The organism is Blautia marasmi (genome assembly GCF_900258535.1).
Classification (GTDB): Bacteria; Bacillota; Clostridia; order Lachnospirales; family Lachnospiraceae; genus Blautia; species Blautia hominis.
Genome location: NZ_OIWX01000001.1, coordinates 148,142 through 168,183 on the forward strand (window position 1 = coordinate 148,142; position 20,042 = coordinate 168,183).

The following is a 20,042-nucleotide window of genomic DNA, read 5'->3' on the forward strand; positions in this document are numbered from 1 at the left end:
AAAAGCAAGAACAAAATTCATTTTTTATATGCAGCAAAACAGGAGGATTACAGTTGCCCCAGTCTCAATAACACAGGAGGCGCAAAGGGAATCTCCCTCTGCGCCTCCTGATATGACCTGTTGTATTATCCTGTGCTGTTGTATCCTCCACTCTTCTATTTCTCACTGCTTCATATGGCTGTTTTCCATTACTTTAAGGTTGCCCGAATTAAGCTGTCATGGTTCCCTTTTGCAAGTTCCTTTACTTTGTCAAGATCCAAATGCATGGCCTCTGAGATCCGTTCACCATATTCTGCGTCCGCCCAGAAACAATGTACTGCATGACGATATTTTATATTTTCAGTCACCGGTGCAATATTGCGCGCCGTGTTTTCAATCAGAAGAGCCTTTTTCTCCTCCTCCATGATACGCCACAAATCACCTCCCGCCCTGAAGCAGTCATCTGTAGGATCATCCGTGGGATCATAGGCATACATGGCTCCCTCTAAATCCAGGGGCGGCTCCATCACTTCCGGCTGCGAGGACCATATCCCTGCACTGTTGGGGGAATATGACGGTGTTCTTCCATAGTTACCGTCCACACGCATGGCGCCATCCCGGTGATAATCATTGACCTGACATTTTGCACGGTTTACCGGAATCTCATTGTAATTGACTCCCAGGCGGTATCTGTGGGCATCCCCATATACAAACAACCGTCCCTGCAGAAACTTATCCGGTGAAAATCCAATACCCGGCACTACGTGGGCCGGTGTAAAAGCGGCCTGCTCAACCTCCGCAAAATAATTTTCCGGATTTCTGTTCAGCTCCAGCTCGCCGACTTCTATAAGGGGATATTCTCTGTGCTTCCAAATTTTTGTAATATCGAAGGGGTTCTCATAATGGTTTCTCGCTTGTTCCTCTGTCATGATCTGTACATACATGGTCCACTTGGGGTAATCGCCCTGCTCAATGGTCTCAAAGAGGTCACGTCCATGGCTCTCCCGATCCATACCGCATTTTTTCTCTGCCTCATCATCTGTCAGGTTTTTGATTCCCTGCTGTGTATGGAAATGAAATTTACACCAGAACCGTTCATTTTTTTCATTATAAAAAGAATATGTATGCTCACCATAAAAATGCATATTCCTGAAGGATGCCGGGATTCCCCTGTCAGACATCACAATGGTAGTCTGATGGAATGTCTCCGGAAGCAGTGTCCAGAAATCCCAATTGTTCTGCGCAGAACGCATGCCTGTCCTGGGGTCCCGCTTTACTGCCCGGTTTAAATCAGGGAAATTATGTACATCACGCAGGAAAAATGTGGGCGTGTTGTTTCCAACCAAATCCCAGTTTCCCTCTTCCGTGTAAAATTTCACGGCCACACCACGGATATCACGTTCTGCGTCCGCTGCTCCGCGCTCTCCAGCCACCGTAGAAAAACGGATAAAAAGCTCTGTTTCTGCTCCCGGCTGCAGAACCTTCGCTTTTGTAAACTGGGAAATATCATGGGTAACCGTCAGCTTTCCGTAGGCACCCCAGCCTTTTGCATGCATTCTTCGCTCCGGAATGACTTCCCGGTCAAAATGCGCCAGTTTCTCCATCAGCCACACATCCTGCATAACTACCGGACCTCTTGAGCCGGCTGTCAGAGAATGCTCATTTTCTGCCACAGGCGCACCTGCCTCATTCGTAAGTTTCCATTTGTTTTCTTCCATGCTTCAATCTCCTTTTCTTCAGACACCTCCGTGATCAATAAGGTAACTAGTGTATCGTGGTAAATGTTTTTATTATGCTCCTTAACATTTTGTGCTATTTATATATTTATAACATATATTTAATTGTTTTTCTGTAACTCTATCACACATTGTCATTCTTTCATCATATCACATTTCGTCATAATATACATTATATTTTTTATTTTTTCAAATATCATACATTTCAAACATGTATCACCCAATACACAAAAAGACCTGAAACGGATCCCCGTTTCAAGCCTTTTTGAAATGCACAAGAGATTATCTTCCTCTGTGCTTTTCCTTTCTTTTCTGCTGCCTAAGAGCAAATTTTCTCTGCTCCTCCTCTTCCCTTTTCTCTTTGGTAAAGGATTTGCGTTTCTCTTTGTTTTCCTCATGCTGGAGCTTCAGAGCCTGCTGGGCTTTTGTGCCGATGCCTGTCCGGTTCATCTGCTTTTTCACCTCACGCAGCATCCTTTTCGGATTCCTGTACTCTGTTCTTCTCTCCGCTTCGGCAACAGCCGGACTGAAACTTAAACGATACCAGTTCTGACTGATAAATTCCTGTACCTCATACTCCTTTGGCTCCGGCCCAAATGTAACTTTACATACAGAGCGGCCTCCGTTGTCTGTTCGTTCACACAGGCCAATCCAAAAGGGGTCCTGAAAAAACACCTTCACTGTTATCGAAATTCTGTCCATAATCGTTCCTCCTTGAAATGTTTTAATGGACTGTGAAGAATACCTTCCGTGTATCGCTGCACATGTCCGGCAAAGAAGGGACGACCTAAGGAGGAAGGTTACTTACAGACTGAGCCATTTGCCAGCTCTGACTGCGCCCGGACTACCGGCCGGGTCTGTATGGCTTTGCCATACGTTGTGTTTTTATCTTTGCATTTATAGTATAACGTATTTATATAAATTGTGCCACCTTTCACGGCATGTTGTCATGATAGATATTGTTTTAATTTCTCTATCGGTAGCAGGTCTGCCGAGAGCCGTTCTACGGTATCAAGTGTAACCGGATTTGTCTCAAAATCCTGATATTTATCAAGCAACTTCTGGAAGGATTTTACTTGCATTTCCCATAATATACCAGTCTCTTCTATTTTTGACCTGATTAAAAAGATTATGGAGATAAAATACGATGAGAACAATATATGCAGAATACAATATTCATCGCAATAGCATAGATATTTACACCAGTGCAGGATATATGCTTCGCATTGATTGTTGGGAAGCTGAGAAAAATTTAAAAACCACACCCGGAACAGAGTATGCGCTGACTTCATTAGGGATAGACGAACCACTAGAATATACAAGATTATATCTTGATGGTAATTTGCAGATGTGGGTAGATGCGGAAGATTCGTTAACACTTTTTCAAGTAAGAAGTGGGAGTTTTAGAAATATGAAGGAGGAGGCTATCTTGGATAACTCAGCCCCTCCTTCATATTTTGGTTGACAGTCCTTGGTACTAATTCATTGAAATTTTTTTATTTTATTTTCGCCCCCTTTCCTTTTTGTGAAATAAATTCTAAAGTACTTAAACAGTAGATTTACTTGAAGAAACAATACCTTGCAAACTTAGCACCTATAATTTCAAGTTATAATCATCTAATCTCTCCCCACAGTTATGACAAATGCTTTGTGACGACCATCGAAAATTTAATAATTTTTTGCAGTACGGACACCGTAAAAAAATAAATCCAAAAATAAGATCACTAATTATAAGTAATGTTGCTACAGTAATCATTTCCCTACGAATCGAACTTAAAAAGGGGATATATGATAAAAAAACTATCTCAATTGCTACAAATGCAAGTCCATTTAGTATACTTCTGCATTTCTTTGGTTTCATTAAGTTTTCCCTTTCCATTAAGTTGATTTTTCTTTTTTATAGAATACGGCATTGCTGTAAAAAAACGCAATCATAATACTGTAAAATACTTGTAAAAACCATTAATGAATAGGTCTTTTAGAATTAACATTGATAATTATTATCTATTTTCTGTAAGATATACTCTGTGTAAAACCAACCAAAGGAGCAAGAGATTTATAACTAATACATCTTTATTAGTTTCCCATCATAACAGTTATTACTGGTATATCTATTTGCTTACTTAAAATCTTTAGAAAAAATTTGAATTTTCAATATTTTATTCTTTAGATGTTAAGTATAAAATGACCATATCATTAATGAATGGAGATGGGAATTGATGAGAATAGCAACACTGTCATTATTAGGATTACTATGCTTTAATATACTTTTAACAGGCTGTTCAGCTGAAACAGAAGATATCACAACAGATATATCTGAAAATTATGCGGAATCTACTTATGGAAAGGTGGAAGATATAAACACCTTATCTGATCTGCAGCTCACACTGGATTCGGCTGATAACTTAGAGCAGCTAACATTTACAATTGAAAAAATCCGATAAAGATTATCAATATTCAAAAAATTACTTTGAAATAGAAGTAGAAGTATCTGGCAAATGGTATCAGCTTGAGCAGAAAAAAGACCCAACACAAGATAATGAAGTTGAATCAATTATTAAGCCGGGAGAATCCATAGAACTAACCCATGACATAAAAAAATATTATGGTATCCTCCCATCAGGTCATTATCGTTTAATAAAAGATTTTGCTTACTTTGAGCATTCTAAAGATTGGAATTATGATACTTATATACTTTCATGTGAATTTTATATGGATTAGATATAGAGGGTTGTTAAACATCAAGGAGAGTGGCCTGAACACTCTCCTTTCTTCAATATAAAAGAAATACCGGTTTCATTCTCTCTATCGCATCATGCGGTATGTAATTTTCCCCTTAACATCTGTATATGAAAATCATATTACATGTCTATATTTTGTAACTTCTTGAGTAATTTATCCGATTCTATGTGGGGCAGCAGTTAAAAGTATACATTACAGGTTCAAGACACTAAAATAAGCCTATATGCTCACATAATAAACATACAGACTTATTCTAAAGTCTTAATTATTATATTATAACATCACACTACCATTCGATTCTGTTACCAATTTTCCGAGCAAACATAAGAATTTATAAGAAAATACATCATTTCTTCGCAACTTGTATTTTCCCCTCTAAAAAATTCCCATTTTAAGCGGTTTAGAACGGCGTCCCCTCCAAATCATAAGGCGTAATCTGATAAACATAGTAATTCAACCAATTCGTATACAAATTATTCGCATGAGCTCTCCACAACAAAAGAGGCTTATTATCCGGATCATTTTCAGGATAATAATTCTTCGGAAGCTTTATATCCATCCCTTTCCCTTTATCCCTCTTATATTCCCCGTCCAAAGTCACGCGGTCATATTCCGGATGCCCCATAACAAAGATCTGGCGCCCATCCATTGCCATGCAGAGGAATACCCCGGCTTCCTCCGATTCAGCCAGCACAGTCAGAGCCTCACAGGCATGGATATCCTCCGCCGTCACTTCTGTATGACGGGAATGGGGAGCTAAAAATTCATCATCAAATCCACGCACAAGCGGCACCTTACGGTTTTTCACTTTATGGCTGAAAAGACCGAACACCTTGTGGTCCATCATTTTCTTCTCCAGCCCATAATGATAGTAAAGTCCTGCCTGGGCAGCCCAGCACAGATAGATTGTGGAAGTAACATTAGTTTTCGTCCACTCCATGATTTCTTTTAACTCTTCCCAGTAGTCCACTTCCTCGAACTCCATCTGTTCCACCGGTGCGCCTGTTATGATCATCCCATCAAACTTATGAGCCTTTACCTGGTCAAAAGTCTCATAAAATTTATTTAGATGACTGGTGGCCGTATTCTTTGATTCATGGGTTGCAACCATCATAAAGGACACATCCACCTGCAGAGGCGTATTGGACAAAGAACGCAGAAGCTGCAGTTCTGTCTCCTCCTTGAGCGGCATCAGATTTAAAATCAGGATTCGGATAGGACGGATATCCTGATGGACTGCACGTCCCTCATCCATGACGAATATATTTTCTTTTTCCAGTATTTCCTTAACCGGCAAGTCGCTTTGTATTTTAATGGGCATTTTTCTTCCTTCTTTCTTTATTATTTTTCTTTACATCAGGGGCGCAAAGATACGCAACACTTTTCCCATGATCCTGGTAAAAAGACTCAGGCGTTTATAGTCTGCCACTGAAATCTTCACACATTTCTTTTTCGTATTCTGAAAGTCCCGCTCCACATAGGGGATCTGGGAGTTTCGATAAAAGAGAACTCCATCCTCAAAATGATGATAAAAGCTTCTGTAATCCATATTCACAGTACCCACAACAGCCTTCTCGTGATCCGAAGTAAAAACTTTGGCGTGGACAAATCCGGGCGTGTATTCATAGATTTCAACACCGGCCTCCAAAAGCTCATTGTAGTAGGTCTTCGCAAGGGCAAAAGCAGTTTTTTTATCCGGAATATGAGGCATGATGATGCAGACTTCCACACCACGTTTTGCGGCATAGGCCAGAGCCAGAATCATCTCATGATCCAGGATCAGGTACGGTGTCATGATATGTACATAGTTCTGTGCCGTATTCAATATATCCAGATATACCTGTTTTCCAGTCCGCTCATAACCATATGGCATCACATCATAAGGGATGACATATCCGTCATTGGGCATCTGCAGATTGGCGGGGGTCCGGTATGGCTCATACTCCAGGTCCCCACGCTCTGACACGCCCCACATTTCCAGAAACATGAAGGTAAAGCGTTCCACTGCCTCGCCCTTCAGCATGACTGCCGTGTCCTTCCAGTGGCCGAAACGTTCCTTCTTATTAATATACTCATCCGCCAGATTAGTCCCGCCGGTAAATGCCGTTTTACCGTCGATCACAAGGATCTTCCTGTGATCTCTGTTATTATAATGCGGTGAGAAAAATGGTTTGATTGGTGCAAACATCTTACACTGTATCCCCTCTTTCTCCAGTATCCTCGGATAAAAAGAAGGCAACAGTGCCAGCACACACATGCCGTCATACATGACTCTGACTTCCACACCTTCTTTGACTTTCTTTTTCAAAATCTCCAGCACAGTATTCCACATATATCCCTCTTCCAGGATAAAATACTCCATGAAGATAAAGGTTTCCGCCTTCTCTAATTCTCTCAGCATGGCTGGGAACTGCTCATCCCCCAGCGGAAAATAAGTCACAAGCGTGTGTTCATAGACCGGACAGGTACCGTACTCCATCAAATACGAAGCCAGATGCCCCATCTGAGGGTTCTTCCGCTCCAGATCCTTTTTCACCTTTTCTTTCTGGGTCACAAACTGTTTTGTGAATTTTCCCAGGTGCTGAAGCCTCTGGTAAATCATCCTGGTTCCCGGCTGGCTGTTGATATAAAGATAGAGCAAGGCCCCAAATACAGGAACTACTGTCACCGGGATCATCCAGACCAGCTTAAAATCAGGGTTTCCCCGGCTGTTGAAAAGATGCAGAAGTACAAGCACGCCCAGGACCACAAATCCTGCATATACATAAAAACTGTAATCTCTCAGCCAGATAAAACTGGCGATGATCAGTGCAAACTGAATCAAAAAGGCAAAGATCACGATCAGCGTTCTGCCGAAAATAATGGTCTTAACACCTTTCAGCCCTTTCTTTTTCATCTCCTCAGACTGCATTTCCTACCTTCTTTCTGTCACGCTTCCCCTGCAAGCTTCAGGAAATCCTCCTCTGACAGAATGGGGATTCCCAAATCCTTTGCCTTCTTATTCTTGGAGGAGGAGGATGTGGTATCATTGTTGATCAGGTAATCTGTCTTTGAAGTCACGCTTCCCGTGACCTTACCGCCCCTCTCTTCAATATATTCTTTGAGCTGTGCCCTGTTTGCAAAATGTTCCACACTTCCCGTGATAACAAATTGTTTTCCTTCCAGGCTTTGTGCGCTCTCTGTTCTCATCTCCTCAAAGGTCAGATGGGACAGCAAGTGCTCCAGCTTTGCTATATTCTCCTCATCTGCAAAATATTCTGTAAAGGTACCTGCAATGACCGGACCGATGCCCTCAATGCTGCTGATTTCCTCCGGTGTTGCATGTATGATCTTATCCAGGTCATATTGAAATTCCTTACAGATAACTTTCGCATTGGCAATGCCTACATTGGAGATTCCCAGGCTGTATATCAATCTGGGAAGTGTGGTGTGGGAAGCTTTTTCAATACTGGCGATCAGATTGTCATATGACTTCTGGCCAAACCCCTCCATGGAAACAATCTCATCTTTATATTTTTCAATTTCAAATATATCTCCAAAATCTTTTATAAATCCTTTTAGGATAAATTTTTCCAGTGTTGCCTCTGAAAGCCCGTCAATATTCATGGCATCCCTGCTTACAAACAGGGTAAAAGATTTTATTTTCTTTGCCTGACACTCCGCATTCATGCAGTACAGGGATTCCACATCGTTGGTCTTCAGCACTCTGGCTTCCTCCCCGCAGACAGGACAGACGTGAGGGATCTCAAGGTCTCCGCTTCTTGTCAAATTCTCTGCGATCTGGGGAATGATCATATTTGCCTTATAAACCTGAATCTTGTCCCCAATCCCCAACTCCAAATCCTTCAGGATACTGATATTGTGTACACTGGCCCTGCTCACGGTGGTTCCTTCCAGTTCCACAGGCTCAAAGATTGCCACCGGATTGATCAAGCCAGTCCTTGAAGGACTCCACTCTATCTCTTTCAGGGTAGTCTCCCGGATCTCATCCTTCCACTTAAATGCAAAGGCATTTCTCGGAAATTTTGCAGTGCTGCCCAGAGAATCGCCGTAAGCAATATCATCATAAAGGGCGACCAGACCGTCCGACGGAAAATCATTGTGGACAATCTTATCTGAAAAATATGCGATAGCATCATCCAGGGTATCTGCGGTCACCATCCTGTACTCCACCACATCAAATCCCTGCGCGGCCAGCCATTCAAACTGCTTTCGGGTAGAATTTTCAAAATCCACACCCTCTGCACGGACCAGTGAAAATGCGTAAAACTGTACATTTCTCTTCGCTGTGATCTCATTGTTCAACTGACGTACAGAGCCGCTGCATAGGTTTCTCGGATTTTTGTATCGGGCATCCACATCCTCGATCTGTTCATTGATCTTTTCAAAATCAGAATACGTGATAATGGCCTCACCGCGGAGGATCAGCTCGCCTTTGTGGGCAATCTGCAGCGGAATATTTTTAAACACTTTGGCATTGTTGGTGATCACTTCTCCCACTACGCCATTTCCCCTGGTAACCGCTTTGGAAAGCCTGCCGTCCCTATAAGTGAGTACAATGGTCAGCCCGTCCAATTTCCAGGACAGCAGCACCTTCTGCGCTCCGATAAACTCCCGCAGGGATTCCACGTCCTTAGTCTTGTCCAAAGAGAGCATGGGGCTTTCATGCGCTTCCTTCTGCAGTTCATCCATAGCCTCGTATCCCACTGATACCGTTGGACTTCCGGTGAGGGTTATCCCTGTCTCCCGCTCCAGTTCCACCAGCTCATCATAGCGTTTATCATATTCAAAATTACTCATGATCTCTCTGTCTTCCTGATAATACGCCTTTGCCGCTTCATTCAAAAGAGGAATCAGCTCTTTCATCCTCGCTGTCTTATCCATGTTACCTTTTCCTCCGTTCATTTTTCCTTATGACAGTTGTCTCCGAAGAATCTTGAATGAGACTTTTCAAATGCTCCAGTTCCTTTTTCTCAACCTCCCGGTACTGTCCAACCGGCAGGTCCCCCAGCTCCAGATTCATGACACGGATCCGTTTCAGCCGTTTTACTCTGTATCCCAGATATTCACACATTCGCCGGATCTGGCGGTTCAGCCCCTGCGTCAGGATAATGCGGAACGTTTTCTCACCGGTCTTTTCTACCCGGCATTTTCTCGTCACAGTTCCTAAAACAGGAACACCTTTTGACATTTTTTTAATAAAATCTTCCGTCACAGGTTTATCTACAGTCACCAGATACTCTTTCTCATGGCAGTTTCCGGCCCGCATCATTTTATTCACCAGTTCACCTTGGTTTGTCAGGAGCAGTAAGCCTTCAGAATCTTTATCCAGCCTGCCTATATAATATATCCGAATTGGGTAATCTATATAAGAGATCACGTTGTTTTTTATTTTTGGATTGGCTGTACACTCGATGCCTCTTGGCTTGTGAAAGAGGAGCAGCACTTTTTTTTCTTCACGGCGAACCGCTTTTCCATTCACCAGAATTTCCTGCCCCTCTTCAATCTGCATCCCGAGAACAGCAGCCTTCCCGTCCACCAGGATTTTTCCCTCCTGAACCAGACGGTCTGCTTCCCGCCTAGAACAGATGCCGGCATCACTCAAATATTTATTCAGACGCATACTTTCAGTTCCTTTATATATTTATGATAAAGAGTATATCACAAGTTCTGCCCGCAAGTAAAGCGTCCGCTTTTCCTGCCTTTAAGATATCTTAAGCAGTTATTTCGACAATTTTTCGGTTTGCGCCTTGCCAACCCTTCCACTGCGATAGTATAATGAGAACGTGTACTTATGAATGTGCCCGGTTTCATGACAGCCGGACATATCAAATACAAAGGGGTTAATGTAATGAAAAACAAAAAGAAAACCGCGGGCATCCTTCTGCTAACCTGCATTTTGGGAGCCGTGCTGATTTTTGTACCCAAGTATATTTTTACTGCGGTAAAGACCAGCATGGACACCTACAGCAACAAGAAGGAAGCCCTGAAGGAAGACCACTGGGTCTATAATGACTCCGGCAGGAAATTCGTCTATCACGACGGTGTTGTCATTAAGAGCACCTGGCGTGAGGTTGACGGTACCCGTTATTATTTCGATGATGAAGGGTATGTAAAAACCGGATGGGTTACCGATAAGGGTAAGCGGTATTACCTGAAGGAAAATGGCACTCCTGCGTCCGGATGGGTACAGCCCGAAGGAGAATCCTGGTATTTTCTTGATGAAAACGGAGTTCCTAAGACCGGCTGGGTCAAAAATGACGAAAAGTGGTACTATCTGAAGGATGACGGGACCATGTCTACCGGATGGATAGACGTGGACGGCAAAAGCTATTATCTGCAGGAGGACGGTTCCATGGCCTCCGGCTGGGCAGAGCGTGACGGCAACCGTTATTATCTGGACAGCAGCGGAACCATCAGCACTGGCTGGAAGGAAATTGAAGATGCCTGGTATTACTTCCGTGACGAGGACGGTGCCATGATGATCGGATGGATCACCTCTGACGGCACCAACTTCTTCCTTGACAGTGACGGAAAGATGGTCACAAACGCCTGGGAAGAAAAAGACGGCAAGAAGTATTACCTTGGTGAGGACGGCAAGCCTCAGACCGGCTGGGTGACAGTGGATGACAAGCGATACTATCTGAACGAAGATGGTACACTGGCAGGTAAAGGCTGGGTGAAAGACAACGGAAAATGGTATTACCTGAAGAGTGACGGTACTGCAAAGACGGGCTGGCTGCAGATAGGAAAAGACTGGTACTATCTGAACAAAGACGGCAGTATGGCTACCGGATGGATCACAGTTGACGGCAAAGCCTATTTCCTGAAGGACAATGGTGTCTGGGACAGCAAAGCAGCGGCAAAAACTGCCGCTGCCGGTTCCGGCCCTATGGTTGCCCTGACTTTTGATGATGGTCCCGGACAATACACGGAACGGATTTTAGATACCCTGCAGGCCAATGGGGCAAAAGCAACGTTCTTCATGCTGGGAAAAAATGTTCCGAATTATCCTGACGCAGTCAAAAAGATGGACCGTATGGGTTGTGAGCTGGCCAACCACACATATGACCACGTAAGTCTGGCTTCCCTGGACGCCTCAGGTGTACAGGATGAGGTAAATTCTACTAACAGTAATATAGCAGATATCGTGGGCCGTGGTGCTACCCTGGTGCGTCCTCCCTACGGTGCTTACAATTCCACTACCAAAGCAAACGTGGGCCTTCCCATGGTCCTGTGGTCTGTAGATACGCTGGACTGGAAGACCAGAGACGCGCAGAGCACGTACGATGCAGTGATGGCAGCTCAGGACGGGGATGTGATCCTCATGCATGATATTCACGGTCCAACTGCCGACGCAGTAGATATGATTGTACCGGCGCTAAAAGCCAAAGGTTTCCAGATGGTCACTGTCAGCGAACTGGCAGCAGCCAAAGGAATCACGCTCGACGGCGGCATTGCATACGGCGCTATAAGATAGAAACACAAAAACTGCTGTACAGCGATTCATTTCACTGTACAGCAGTTTTCATTCTGTGAATAGGAATTTTTAAAAGGGTGCTTTCTATTATTTACTGTAATAAATCTCCGTAAATATATCCGGTCTGCCCGTTATACTCCACTTTAATCCAATTGTCTTCTGCATTATCAATCTTTGTTACTTTTGTTCCTGCCTGCAGTTCCTGGAGAATCTCTCCGTCTGTCCCTGCTTCATCACGCATATTACAGACATCCTGTGTGGTCAATTCAGCACCATTATCCGCCATGGAAGCCAAACTGGTTTCCTGTCCCAGCTGCTCCTCAAATGCTTTCAAATCTGCATCTGATTCCATAGCTTTGTTCAGATTGGTCTCCACCTCACTGATCAGCTTTTTCACATCCTCATCCTGATTGGTCTTGTCAATATATTCATTGACTTCGGTATCATTCTTGTCATTATGGATAATATACTTGTCGTCCTTTTTGATCACATAAAGCTGTGCAAGTCCCGGCGCCGGTGTGGCTACATCCGTAAACTTCAAATCATAGGAAACAAATACTACATAGCTGTCCTCTGCAAGGCCTTTTTTTGTATATACATTGATATTACTGTAACTTTCAATATAAGCTGCATTTAATACTTTTGCTTCATCTGTGGCGTCAAAACTGTCCGCAAGTTCTTTCATACGGTCAACATTCTTTTCACCCCAAGCTGTATAAAATGCATCAATCAAAGAATTCACTTCAGGGTATGCATTTTTCTCCAAAGAGTTTTCATCCTCTTTTTTTTCGTCCTGTGCTTTTGCATCAGCATCAGAATCTTTCGATTTCTTGGTATCGTCAGACCCTTTCTGCTGCTCTGTCTGTGCATCCGGCTTCTTCTCTTTCTCTGAAGAACCGCCCGTCAGGGCCCTAATACCGAAAAACAGAACCACCAGAACGACCAAAATAGCCAGACCCAGAAGAATATACCTCAGATTGTCTGAAAGCCATTCTCTGAAATTGTCTAACATCCTTGTCCTCCTTCAAGACTGTTACCCTTCATTCCCTTATTCCAATGCTTTTCCCCAAAGCACCAAACACACCCGGAGGGATTCGAACCCCCGACACGTGGTACCGGAAACCACTGCTCTATCCCCTGAGCTACGAGTGCATATGTCTTCCTAGAAATGACATCCCTAGTATATTACCACATATTTCTGAAATTGTAAAGCCTTACACGGAAATTTGGGCATACACCGCCGAAAACCAGCAGTTTTCGGCGGTTATCCCCCACTTTTACAGGATTAATGCTCCCTTTTTACCGTCATAATAATAAACATTTTGGGAAAGGACTTCCTCGTCCTCCACCTGGGTCTCATTGACCTCTCTGACCATTGTCTCCAATTCTTTTTTGGAAAACTGCCCGGAATCGGGCACAAGAATACATTCGTGAATGCTGCTGGGCAGCACATAGAAATTGCAGTGCAGAAGCCTGCTGATGTGAGAAAGTACATGAGGATAGAGCAGCGCTGCAGCGCCAAAATATTTTTCTTCATTGGTAAGGATATACATCTGCTCTCTTTTTTGAAAGCCAAAGGATAGAAGTTCTTCTTCCCCTGTCATCTCCCGGATCAGCGCTTCCATTCCCTGAAGTGTAAAGGGGAGTCTGCGGCTTGTATTTTTATGCGCATCCTCATATATGTCCTGCAGCGTAATCCCCCAGGACTCCAGATTGCAGTTATGAACCAGAAAATTCGCCCCGTTTAAAACTTCTTCCTCAAGCCTGTAGTAAAACACAATAGCCAGGTCCAGGTATGGAATGTAGGGTACATTTTTCAAAAGCTTCCTGTTCATATCCAAGTTGATCAGTTTGTAGCAGATATGGCTCCTGGCTCTTTTGTAATCCTCAAATCCGGCATTCTGAAATTCTGTTTCCTCCACCTGCCTTTCTGTGTTAAGCTCCAGGATCTTGAGTGTCACCTCCTCCAGAGACATGCCATGACTGAAAAAGTCATAAAAATCTGCCAGATATATGGTAGGCGCAATGTGTGTGCCGCTCTCCATAATGGTGACAGCATCCAGAATCTTTCCATTATTTTTCTCGATTCTGTGGAGAGTGACCATCTTTTCCCCTGCCTCTTTTTTCAGGCTGGTGAGTATCTCCTGTTTGAATGTGTTGTAGTCCATCTGTAAACCTCTCTTTCTTCATTTTGCTGCCTGCAGGCTTTTTGCCGTGTAGGTGTAACAGACAGTGAGCAATACTGTCCTTTCTATTTAAGGACTGCAAATGGACAGACCCTTCCCTTTGACAGTCCAAAAATATTCTGTTTTCTGCAATTGGAAAATACTGCACGAACGTGCAGGAAAGATGATATAGGATTGCTATATCTTTGTAAAAATGTAAATATCATTATACAGGAATTCATTTGCTTTTTCAAGCCATTTTTTGCCATTTTTTATTTTATTATGCTTCAGTATCTATAAGCCCCAAGGACCAGGGACAGTTACTGTCCCTCGGTTCTCCAAAGCCAGGTCTCTCCCATACCGACAGGCACTTCCCGGCAGCTTCCGTCTGTTGCATATACCTTTGCCGTCTCCTGCTCATATACTACGGACTTGATGATCAGCCATCGTCCGGTACGACTGTCCCATACAGGGTGCTCTATGTAATTAGGAAGGTCATTTACTTTAATACCCATATTTTTTTCCTCAACACCTATATTTTTTAAATATTCCAAAACGGTCATCTCTCCTATTCCTTTTTAAACTTTATACTGTATCTTCGCGCTATCATAATTCTTTTCATTTCTTTCACACTTCTTTTAATTTTTCACCACAGTTTCTTCACATTTCTCCTTTATAGTTATAGCTAACAAAGGCCAAGAACCTTTTTCATATATCTTTTCTTTTTCATACTGCCGGGTCATTGCGTACCCGGCCCTCCTTTTTATCCCCCCTTGAACTCTGTCCGGGCAGTGATCAGTGCCTATTATGCCATATACCCCATTTCATCAGTCAAACCACTCCGCTTTCTTCCCTCGCCGTGCAGACATGTAAAAGATTCCACACTAAGATCATGTTCACTGGATGGTTTATCAGTTCTTATTGACATTGCTGCACCTTTGAGGTATAATGCCTTTATCGAACATATGTTTGTATCTACTGTATTTTTCCGTTAACGGTTATCTATTTCTTTATATTATCACCGTTAATTACTATAGTCAACTGTTTTTTCTTGATTTTTTCCGTTGACGGCTGTAAACTCTGATTAACAGGAGGATACTGAAATGGGTCTTGAAAAAATCGAGGAATATAAAAAGAAATTAGGAATGACTACTGCAGAGCTTTCCGAGAGATCCGGTGTTCCCAAAGGAACACTCGACAAAATATTAAGCGGAGTTACAAGGGATCCAAAGCTGGAAACCCTCAAAGCCATTGCCCGGGTTCTTGGACTTACACTGGATGACTTTGACGATGTGCACAGAGAACTTGAGAAACCCGCTCCAACTTACGATGACGTGGAACTTCTCATAGCCAGAAACGGAAAGAAAATGTCAAAAGAACAGAAACTTCGCCTGATACAGCTTTTGTCCGAAATAGATGAGTAATTTAGGAGCGGTTTATTTTGGATTATGTTTATATAGCAGAAATGATTCTGGAAGTCTACAGAGAATGCGGCATTAAGGAGTTTCCCATTCCCTGTGTTGACATCCTGAAGCATTATGAATTCAGAACCATTACATATTCAAGATTAAAAGAATTGAATACGGAAATCTATGCCCTCTGTATCTCAGCCTCTAATGACGCATTTTGTGACCAGAGGAACCGTATTATAGCCTATAACGAAAAAGCAGTCCAAGGCCGTATACGCTTCTCCCTCATGCACGAACTGGCTCACTGTGTCTTTCAGCACACAGGTGAAGATCCGGAAAATGAGGACACCGCTGACTGCTTTGCCAGTAATATACTGGCTCCCCGGGTTGCCATCCGCCATTATGGCTGTAAAAATGCAGAAGATATCCACTTCCGTTTCGGCTTGTCATATGCGGCTTCCAACAAAGCGGTACAGGCGTATAATACCTGGAAGCAGAGAGAAACCATAAAAGTTGATAGAGAACTGGATGACTGGTTGTTTCCCCTGGATGAATTTCATCGAAACTTCCTGCGTCGTCTCCGCAGACAGCAGCAAAGACGGAAGCTGCAGATGAAACAATACGACCAAAAACTATCTTTTCTTAGAGAAAACCATCTGGATGACGTTTGGGCGCAGGGGGAAGAATATCATTTTTTCTCCACATCCCGCTGACAATTTTTCCATAATATCATTGAGATAACAATGGCTGCAGCTAACTTAGACTCATAGCCGTATAGGCAGCGCGCCCGCCATGAAGGCAGCTTCTATGATCAGAAGGCCGAAATCAGCAAAGGCCTGGAAATTTAGCTTTCCAGGCCTTGGTTTTACCAGTTTTAATTATACTCTGGACAGGTATTCCCCTGTTCTTGTATCAATTTTGATCTTATCGCCCTGATCAACGAATAACGGTACATATACAACCGCGCCAGTCTCAACTGTAGCCGGCTTTGTAGCGCCCTGAGCTGTATCGCCTTTGAATCCAGGTTCTGTATCAATGATATCCAGTTCAACGAATAACGGTGCTTCGATCGCGAACACATTTCCGTTATAGGAACAAATCTTTACTGTTTCATTTTCTTTTACAAACTTCAGAGCATCGCCTACTGTCTGATTGTCAATGGCAATCTGATCATATGTCTCATTGTTCATAAAGTAATATAAATCACCATCATTATATAAATACTGCATGTCCACACGGTCAATACGTGCCTGCGGGAATTTTTCAGTAGGTCTGAATGTCTTCTCCACAACTCCGCCGTTGATAACATTTTTTAATTTTGTTCTAACGAAAGCAGCACCCTTTCCAGGTTTTACGTGCTGGAATTCCATAATCTGTACTACATTGCCATCAACTTCCAGAGTGAGACCATTTTTAAAATCTCCTGCTGATATCATAATGAATATTCCTCCTTAAATTCTTCCATTGGAAAAGCATCTCTTTTTCCACTGTACTCCATTGTATAATACCTCATCCGATTTTTCAACTGTTTTTTCGCTTTCTTTGGTCTTTCCTGTAAAAATAAAGAACAATTTTTTCCAGTTTCCGTTTTAAAACTATTTGAATTTCCTCTTTTGGATGAATTGGTTTCACTAAAATATTGTGCATGCCGGTTCTTTTAGCACCGTAAACATCTGTGAAAAGCTGATCCCCAATAAATGCGGTGGTGTTCAGATCAGTTCCCATGAGCTCCATGGCCCTTCTGTAATTTTTCCTGGAAGGCTTATGGGCATCCTCGATAAAATGTACCTGCACATCCTTGTTAAAGGAAGAAACCCGTTCATACCGGTTATTTGACAGCAGGCAGCACTGAAATCCGATTTTTTGAAGTCTTATAAACAATTCTTTTGCCCGCTCATCTGCAGGGGCCCCGTGAGGCACCAGGGTATTGTCAATATCAAAGATCAGGCCCCTGTACCCCTGTGCATATAATTTTTCAAAATCTATGACGTATGTGGAGTCCAGATATTCATCCGGAAAAAAGGTGCGAAACATTTCTAATTCTCTCCTATCTGTATGCACAATAAAACGCGGCATGGCTTCTATCCCCTGCCGCGTTCCCTGAAAATCGTATCTTCATCACGGCTTCCGCATTTTAATGTGCTGTGGTATACCGTGATGGTAACAGTTTTCCCTGGTGTTTGTCAATTCTTTTTGTATTATCTTTCCGTGAGAGTTGTATACTGCTGTGTCTCCAGCACATTTTTGTAGGCCGGACGGATAATCTTGTCTGTGTTGATCAACTCTTCCATACGGTGTGCACTCCATCCCACAATTCTGGCAATGGCGAACATCGGTGTATATAATTCAAGCGGAAGCTCCAGCATACTGTAAACGAATCCGCTGTAGAAGTCCACATTAGCACTGACACCTTTGTAGATATGGCGTTCCTGTCCGATGATCTGAGGAGCCAGACGCTCTACCATCTCATAAAGCTGATAGTCTTTCTGCCTTCCTTTTTCTTCTGCAAGCTGTTTTACAAACTTTTTAAAGATCTGCGCACGGGGATCTGAAATGGAATATACCGCATGCCCCATACCATAGATCAGGCCTCTCTTATCAAAGGCTTCCTTATGGAGCAGTTTTCTGAGGTAATCGGACACTTCTCCCTCATCCTTCCAGTCTTTTACATGCTTCTTCATATCGTCAAACATACGGACAACCTTTATGTTGGCTCCGCCGTGTTTCGGTCCTTTTAAGGAACCGAGAGCTGCCGCAATGGCAGAGTAAGTATCTGTTCCTGAGGAAGAAACCACATGTGTGGTAAAGGTAGAGTTGTTACCACCACCGTGTTCCATATGCAGTACCAGAGCCAAATCCAGAATCGTAGCTTCAAACGGCGTATATTTCTTATCCGGCCGCAGCATTAAGAGAATGTTCTCTGCTGTGGACAACTCTTTTTTCGGATGATGGATATATAAACTCTTGTTCTGGTTATAATGGCGGTGCGCCTGATATCCGTAAACGGACAGCATCGGAAAAATACTGATAAGATTGATGCATTGACGGAGTACATTAGGAAGTGATATGTCCTCCGGGTTCGTATCGTAGGAATATAAGGTGAGAACACTCCTTGAAAGGGTATTCATCATGTCCCTGCTGGGAGCCTTCATAATAACATCGCGGACAAAATTCCGCGGCAGGCATCTCTGATCTCCAAGAATCTTGCAGAAATCGTCCAGCTGCTCCTGTGTTGGAAGCGTTCCGAATAACAGCAGGTATGTAGCTTCTTCAAATCCAAAACGCTTTTCCTGTAAAAAGCCTTTGGTCAGTTCTTCAATGTTGATGCCTCTGTAGTACAGCTCTCCGTCACAGGGAACTGATTTACCGTCTTCTTCTTTGTTCGAGACTATGTTGGATATCTGGGTCAGTCCGGCAAGAACGCCCTTTCCATTGATATCACGCAGGCCTCGCTTTACATCATACTTCGCATAGAGGGACACGTCCATCTTGCTGTGATCCTCGCAAATCTTTGTAAGGGCTTCGATTTCAGGTGTTACTTTCATATTAAATCCCATTTTAGATTCCCCCTTGTTCTTTTATCTTCATCGCTTTAGCATAACGATATTTTACCATAAGAAAAGGCAGGTAACAAGAAAAATTTTTCTAAACATTCTATAAATTTATCAGACATGACCGTGTTTTTGCATTGGATATACTTGCAGAAAAGGTTTTTTTCCTATAAACTAAAGGAATGAAAGGAATGATTTGTTTATGAAAATGGATGAAACGGTAGATGTGTGTGATTGTGTGCATAAGCATGAACATATACAAAAAAAGGTAATACCGGATGACAATACGCTGTATGGTCTGGCAGATCTGTTTAAAGTTTTTGGGGATCCTACCAGAATTCGGATTTTGTATGCTTTGTCAGCCGGGGAATTGTGTGTGTGTGATATTGCGTCGGTGCTGAATATGACGCAGAGTGCGATCTCGCATCAGCTTAGGGTGTTGAAGCAGATTAAGCTGGTGAAGTTTCGGCGGGAGGGGAAGACGGTTTATTATTCTTTGGCGGATGCACATGTGGAGACTATACTTAGTCAGGGGTTGGAGCATGTGCAGGAGTAGATGAATATGTGGCTCACGGACGATACACCCCTGGGATACAGGCCACGGAATAGTCCGCTTGTGGTAATTTTCTTACGGAAAACAGCAGCCCGAATGGGGGCACCGCATGGAACCGCACCCGAATCTGATGATTCGGCTGCTCAGCCATGCTGAAAATTTGCTCTGGTAAGCAAATTTTCTCCCCCATTCGGGCTGCTGTTTTCCGTAAGAAAATTATCCACTCGCTCCCAATATTCCATGGCCCGTATCCCAGGGGTGTATCTGACTGTTGTGGGCGGATGGTTGTGATGGTGGTAATGCCAAAGGTTATATATAAAAGGTCATATATATAAAGGTCATATTTATAAAAGCCATATTTATAAAGGCCAGATTAGAAAAGGATAAAGATTTCTAAGGCTAAGATAAAGGCTTGTTGTGAATTATG

The 20,042-nt window shown here is 43.0% G+C and carries 19 protein-coding genes and 1 tRNA gene; 7 read left to right on the plus strand and 13 right to left on the minus strand.

Features of this window, described 5'->3' with window-relative positions:
- Positions 1-188 precede the first annotated feature (188 nt).
- Complete coding sequence (locus C6P39_RS00630) at positions 189-1,697, minus strand: catalase (protein WP_104802433.1); 1,509 nt, start codon at positions 1,695-1,697, stop codon at positions 189-191.
- A gap of 300 nt (positions 1,698-1,997) precedes the next feature.
- Positions 1,998-2,417 carry a YjdF family protein gene (locus C6P39_RS00635; RefSeq protein ID WP_104802434.1) on the minus strand — a complete coding sequence of 140 codons (420 nt, stop codon included), beginning with the start codon at positions 2,415-2,417 and terminating at the stop codon, positions 1,998-2,000.
- A 445-nt stretch (positions 2,418-2,862) separates the two neighbouring features.
- On the opposite strand from C6P39_RS00635, the gene C6P39_RS00640 reads away from it, so the two are divergent.
- The 3 genes from C6P39_RS00640 (at position 2,863) to C6P39_RS27820 (ending at position 4,436) form a co-directional block, all read left to right on the plus strand.
- Complete coding sequence (locus tag C6P39_RS00640; RefSeq protein ID WP_104802435.1) at positions 2,863-3,180, plus strand: DUF6061 family protein; 318 nt, start codon at positions 2,863-2,865, stop codon at positions 3,178-3,180.
- Between the two features lie 754 nt (positions 3,181-3,934).
- Complete coding sequence (locus C6P39_RS27815) at positions 3,935-4,159, plus strand: hypothetical protein (RefSeq protein ID WP_242986845.1); 225 nt, start codon at positions 3,935-3,937, stop codon at positions 4,157-4,159.
- Positions 4,143-4,436: an immunoglobulin-like domain-containing protein gene (locus tag C6P39_RS27820; RefSeq protein WP_242986847.1), complete on the plus strand. Its 294-nt coding sequence runs from the start codon at positions 4,143-4,145 to the stop codon at positions 4,434-4,436. Before C6P39_RS27815 ends, C6P39_RS27820 begins: the two co-directional genes overlap by 17 nt.
- A gap of 421 nt (positions 4,437-4,857) precedes the next feature.
- Here C6P39_RS27820 and metA read toward each other — a convergent pair whose 3' ends face one another.
- From metA to C6P39_RS00665, 4 genes are read right to left on the minus strand one after another with little or no spacing between them, the layout of a single operon-like run.
- A complete protein-coding gene (metA, locus tag C6P39_RS00650) occupies positions 4,858-5,778 on the minus strand; it encodes a homoserine O-acetyltransferase MetA (RefSeq protein ID WP_095174116.1) in 921 nt (306 codons plus the stop codon).
- Between the two features lie 30 nt (positions 5,779-5,808).
- A complete protein-coding gene (gene cls, locus C6P39_RS00655; protein WP_330406988.1) occupies positions 5,809-7,368 on the minus strand; it encodes a cardiolipin synthase in 1,560 nt (519 codons plus the stop codon).
- A 17-nt stretch (positions 7,369-7,385) separates the two neighbouring features.
- The gene (gene ligA, locus C6P39_RS00660; protein WP_104802436.1) at positions 7,386-9,341 is read right to left on the minus strand and encodes an NAD-dependent DNA ligase LigA; all 1,956 of its coding nucleotides are present in this window, start codon (positions 9,339-9,341) and stop codon (positions 7,386-7,388) included.
- A gap of 1 nt (position 9,342) precedes the next feature.
- Complete coding sequence (locus tag C6P39_RS00665; RefSeq protein ID WP_104802437.1) at positions 9,343-10,080, minus strand: pseudouridine synthase; 738 nt, start codon at positions 10,078-10,080, stop codon at positions 9,343-9,345.
- A 228-nt stretch (positions 10,081-10,308) separates the two neighbouring features.
- On the opposite strand from C6P39_RS00665, the gene C6P39_RS00670 reads away from it, so the two are divergent.
- The gene (locus C6P39_RS00670) at positions 10,309-11,937 is read left to right on the plus strand and encodes a polysaccharide deacetylase family protein (protein ID WP_158661414.1); all 1,629 of its coding nucleotides are present in this window, start codon (positions 10,309-10,311) and stop codon (positions 11,935-11,937) included.
- A 91-nt stretch (positions 11,938-12,028) separates the two neighbouring features.
- Here the strand turns inward: C6P39_RS00670 and C6P39_RS00675 are convergent, their stop codons facing one another.
- The 4 genes from C6P39_RS00675 to C6P39_RS00690 form a co-directional block, all read right to left on the minus strand.
- Complete coding sequence (locus tag C6P39_RS00675) at positions 12,029-12,949, minus strand: SH3 domain-containing protein (RefSeq protein ID WP_104802439.1); 921 nt, start codon at positions 12,947-12,949, stop codon at positions 12,029-12,031.
- Between the two features lie 67 nt (positions 12,950-13,016).
- Positions 13,017-13,089: transfer RNA gene (locus tag C6P39_RS00680), tRNA-Arg, on the minus strand.
- A 125-nt stretch (positions 13,090-13,214) separates the two neighbouring features.
- Positions 13,215-14,105 carry a DUF5688 family protein gene (locus C6P39_RS00685; protein ID WP_095174104.1) on the minus strand — a complete coding sequence of 297 codons (891 nt, stop codon included), beginning with the start codon at positions 14,103-14,105 and terminating at the stop codon, positions 13,215-13,217.
- A 317-nt stretch (positions 14,106-14,422) separates the two neighbouring features.
- Positions 14,423-14,656: a hypothetical protein gene (locus C6P39_RS00690; protein ID WP_157123439.1), complete on the minus strand. Its 234-nt coding sequence runs from the start codon at positions 14,654-14,656 to the stop codon at positions 14,423-14,425.
- A 549-nt stretch (positions 14,657-15,205) separates the two neighbouring features.
- Between C6P39_RS00690 and C6P39_RS00695 the strand changes: the two genes are divergently transcribed.
- Both C6P39_RS00695 and C6P39_RS00700 read left to right on the plus strand, forming a co-directional pair.
- Entirely contained in the window at positions 15,206-15,526 is a 321-nt protein-coding gene (locus C6P39_RS00695; protein ID WP_104802440.1) for a helix-turn-helix domain-containing protein, read from the plus strand.
- A gap of 17 nt (positions 15,527-15,543) precedes the next feature.
- Positions 15,544-16,224, plus strand: coding sequence for an ImmA/IrrE family metallo-endopeptidase (locus tag C6P39_RS00700; protein WP_104802441.1), 681 nt, complete (start codon positions 15,544-15,546; stop codon positions 16,222-16,224).
- 165 nt (positions 16,225-16,389) lie between these two features.
- Here C6P39_RS00700 and efp read toward each other — a convergent pair whose 3' ends face one another.
- The 3 genes from efp to C6P39_RS00715 all read right to left on the minus strand — a co-directional run bounded on the left by efp (position 16,390) and on the right by C6P39_RS00715 (position 19,068).
- A complete protein-coding gene (gene efp, locus C6P39_RS00705; RefSeq protein WP_065541024.1) occupies positions 16,390-16,947 on the minus strand; it encodes an elongation factor P in 558 nt (185 codons plus the stop codon).
- A gap of 85 nt (positions 16,948-17,032) precedes the next feature.
- Entirely contained in the window at positions 17,033-17,545 is a 513-nt protein-coding gene (locus C6P39_RS00710; RefSeq protein ID WP_095174096.1) for a YqeG family HAD IIIA-type phosphatase, read from the minus strand.
- Positions 17,546-17,709: 164 nt separating this feature from the next.
- Positions 17,710-19,068, minus strand: coding sequence for a citrate/2-methylcitrate synthase (locus tag C6P39_RS00715; protein ID WP_095174094.1), 1,359 nt, complete (start codon positions 19,066-19,068; stop codon positions 17,710-17,712).
- A gap of 196 nt (positions 19,069-19,264) precedes the next feature.
- Between C6P39_RS00715 and C6P39_RS00720 the strand changes: the two genes are divergently transcribed.
- Positions 19,265-19,618 (plus strand): ArsR/SmtB family transcription factor, encoded by a 354-nt coding sequence (locus C6P39_RS00720; RefSeq protein ID WP_065541021.1) that lies wholly within the window; start codon positions 19,265-19,267, stop codon positions 19,616-19,618.
- Positions 19,619-20,042: the final 424 nt, after the last annotated feature.